2 protein-coding genes are annotated in these 3,463 nt (G+C 59.5%); one reads left to right on the forward strand and one right to left on the reverse strand.

The features are described 5' to 3' along the window. Positions 1–270: 270 nt before the first annotated feature. On the forward strand, positions 271–1,506 hold the full coding sequence (locus ACNKID_RS10775; RefSeq protein ID WP_417913438.1) for a response regulator: 1,236 nt from the start codon (positions 271–273) through the stop codon (positions 1,504–1,506). Positions 1,507–1,548: 42 nt separating this feature from the next. Here the strand turns inward: ACNKID_RS10775 and ACNKID_RS10780 are convergent. After that, a partial coding sequence (locus ACNKID_RS10780; protein ID WP_417913439.1) for a biotin/lipoyl-containing protein occupies positions 1,549–3,463 on the reverse strand: 1,915 nt, incomplete at its 5' end.

The following is a 3,463-nucleotide window of genomic DNA, read 5'->3' on the forward strand; positions in this document are numbered from 1 at the left end:
TTGGTCTCCGCCAGCGGAAAAAACTACTATTTGACGGAACCTCTTCTTCTGTGATACTCCTTTAGAGAGGATGTCTGCGTTTCTTCAGGGGCTGCGCAGGCTCATCACGGGCGTTTCTGCCCAATGCGCTATTCAGCGGAACATCACTTGAGTAAAAGGGGCGGACGGCGCAGAGCCGTTCTGCCGGACGGCTTTGGCCGCGCTGCCGTGCCGGACGAGAGGAGTGTCGTTTATTTGGAACAATGTCAGAGCCGACGGCAAGGGTGCGAGATGTACGATATACTGATTGTCGATGACGACCTCTTCGCCCTTGCCCTCCTTGAAGAGCAGCTGAAAAGCTACGGCGATTTCTTCACGCCGGTCTATGCCAGCAACGGTCGGGAGGCGATCGAGATCCTTAGTCATGAGGACATCGCCATGCTGGTGACAGACCTGATCATGCCGGGCGAAGTCAGCGGCTGGGATCTCGTTGAGTACATAGAAAACTTCCACCCGCACATCCCTGTGGTGGTCATCACAGGCTGCTCGGACAAAGAGAAGCTCGACGCGCTGCGCAAAAGAGTCCGGCACATCCTGATCAAGCCGATCAAGGTGCGGCAGCTCGTTAAAATCGTCACCAACATCCTCAATGAGGACATAACCACCGGCAGCCTGAAGGGCATATCAGTCGGCGCGTTTCTTCAGCTGCTGGAAATCGACGGCAGAACCTGCATGCTGGAGGTGGGAAGCTCGCCGAGAAACAAGGGCCTGCTTTACATCAACCGGGGCAAGCTTTATGATGCCGAATACGGAGACCTGCGCGAGCAGGCGGCGGCGGAGCGCATCATCGCCATGGACAATGTCCGCTTTCAAATCAGGGCGCTGCCGAAGGTGGAAATCCGGCGGCGTATAAAAAGCGATTTGATGTCCATCATCATGGAGGCCATGAAACTGAAGGACGAAGAGGCGGGGGCCGTCGCAGCGCAGAAAGAGGAAACCAGCGTCGCGCCGTCTCAGAACGACCTTGCCGCCGCTCCCATTGCATTGGAAAGCGAAGCCCTGCCTGCCGAGGCGGCCATCCAGCCGCCGGAGGCCGGGGAGCCGGCATCTGACGCATCTGAAAAGCAACATGAGGAAGAACTGAAAACAATGGACATCGCAGCTTTGGAAAACATGTTCGTCAGCCTCCGCCGCATTAAAGGCTACCAGACCGCCGCGCTGATGAATTTCTCTGGCGAAATATTGCTCGCGGACTCTGTTGAGACAGACATGGAGCTGGAGAACATCGGCCCGGTCTTCAATGATGTCTTCCGCACAGCCGAGGAGGCGGCGGAAAAGGTGGGGCTGGCCAGCTGCGTCGAGCTGGTGCTGAAAACGCCGGACGGGCTGGTGGTGATGAGCTGCTCCGGCAGTGCTGCGCCAGTGCATTTTCATCTCATCGCTCTGCTCGACAAGGACGGCAATCAGGCCCTGACCAAAATGCAGCTGGCCAAGCTGGTGCCGCAAATCATGAAGGAGCTGGAGTAGCCGGAAGAGGGGGACATTCCCCCTCTTCTTGGACAGCAGCGCTCAGCTCTCCTTCACATCCACCTTCACCAGCTTGTCACCCGGCTGGAGCGTCTGCCCCACCTTCACGCTCACCGTTGCCACCACGCCTGCCGCTTCCGCAACAATCGGGGTCTGCATCTTCATCGCCTCAAGCACCAGCAGCTGATCGCCTGCGGCCACTTCCTGGCCCGGCTTGACACTCACCGCGCTGACGTTGGCGGCAAAAGGCGCACGGAAATCGCCCGCCTTGGCCAGCTCGGCAATCTCCTCTTTCGAGAGCTTGGCCGCAGCCGGAGCCGCGCCTGCCGGCTTGACCGGCTCGAAGACATAGACCCGCTCGTGGTGGTCCACGTTGAGATAGACGTTGGTGTGGCCGTCCTCGGTCTTCTGCACCGGCCCGACTTCCAGCAGATGCTCCTTGCCGAAGTGATCCCGGAAGGTCATGGTCTCACCAAGAGCAAAGCCGCCCTGACGCAGGAAGATGGACGGCGGCAGCACATAGGCCTTGCCGAACTCCGCCTCGAACTTGTAAAAATTGACCGCATCGTTCGGGTGCTGCAAATAAATCACCAGCTGCTGCTCGGTCGGCTCATAGCCCAGCCGATCAGCCAGTGTCTTGCGCTCCTGCTCGATGTCCATGTCGGAAATGGCTTCTGCCCCGCCCTGCTCGGCCAGCACCTTGCGCCAGTCCTCGCCAAAGACCTTCTCATAAATCCAGTCCGCAGGCTGATAGAAAGGGAAGGGGCCGTACTTGCCTAAGAGCAGGTTCTTCAGGTCGCCGGAAGGCGACTCATAGCGGCCCTGCTGGACGTTGGAGACCGCAGTTGTCCACAGAATCTGCGAACCGGGGGTCACACTCCAGAAGTTGCCCAGCTCCTCCTGCACCTTGGGCAGCTCCTTGTGCAGGATGTCCGGCATCTTGTCCAAGAAACCGCCTTTCGCGGCCTGCTCCAGGCTCGAACCCATCGCCCCGCCAGGCAGCTTGTGTATCTGCACAGTCGGCTGGAAGCCCTTGATCTGCGATTCAAACTGGGCGTAATACGGACGCTGGTCGCGGATGGCATCTGAGGCGGCAATCACTGCCGCTTCGTCTATGCCCACGGCTCTTTTGCCGTGATCTTTCAGGGTTTGAATCACCGTCAGCACCGCTGGCGGGCCATAATAGCCAGTGAAGGCGTGATCAGAGGCATCCACGATCTTCGCGCCGTTGAGCACGGCCTCGGTGATGCGGCCCACGTCGTTGCCGTCGGTGTTGTGGCCGTGGTAATGAATGATCAGGTCTGGATAGGCCTGCTTGATGGCGTTGACCAGCTCGCCGATGCGGCGCGGGGTGCCCAGACCGCCATGATTTTTGATGCAGAGGGTGATTTCGTCGCCGGTGACAGCCAATATCTCCCGCACCTTGCCCACGTAATAGGCGTTGCTGTGCTCCGGCCCGGTGGAGAAGCAGATGCACGGCTCATTGATCTTGCCCGCCTTGCCAACCTCTTCCAGCACGGCCTGCATGTTCGGCACATGGTTGAGAAAGTCGAAGGTGCGCCAGACATCCACGTACTTGGCGAACTCGCGCACCGTGAAGCGGATGACATTGGGCGGATAAGGCCGGTAGCCGAAGAGGTTCACGCCCCGGCAGAGGGTCTGGAACATCGTGTTCGGCATGGCCTGACGCAGCAGCGCCAGCTTGAGGAAGGGATCAACCTGCTTGCGCAGGATATCCACATGCACCGAGGCCCCGCCGGTGATCTCCAGCGAGAAATAACCTGCCGCCTCCCGCGCCGGAGCCGCCATCAGGTCGGTGTGGAGCAGAATGCGGTTCTTGTAGTCGGACTGGGACATGTCCCGCGCCGTGTTGGTGATGTAATAGCCGTCGGCCTGGCGCAGCGCGGCCAGCACCGAGGCTGTGTCCATGTCTTGCGTGATTCGTGTCATGACCTGT

The sequence above is a fragment of the Candidatus Electronema sp. TJ genome (genome assembly GCF_048287355.1).
Taxonomy (GTDB): domain Bacteria; phylum Desulfobacterota; class Desulfobulbia; order Desulfobulbales; family Desulfobulbaceae; genus Electronema.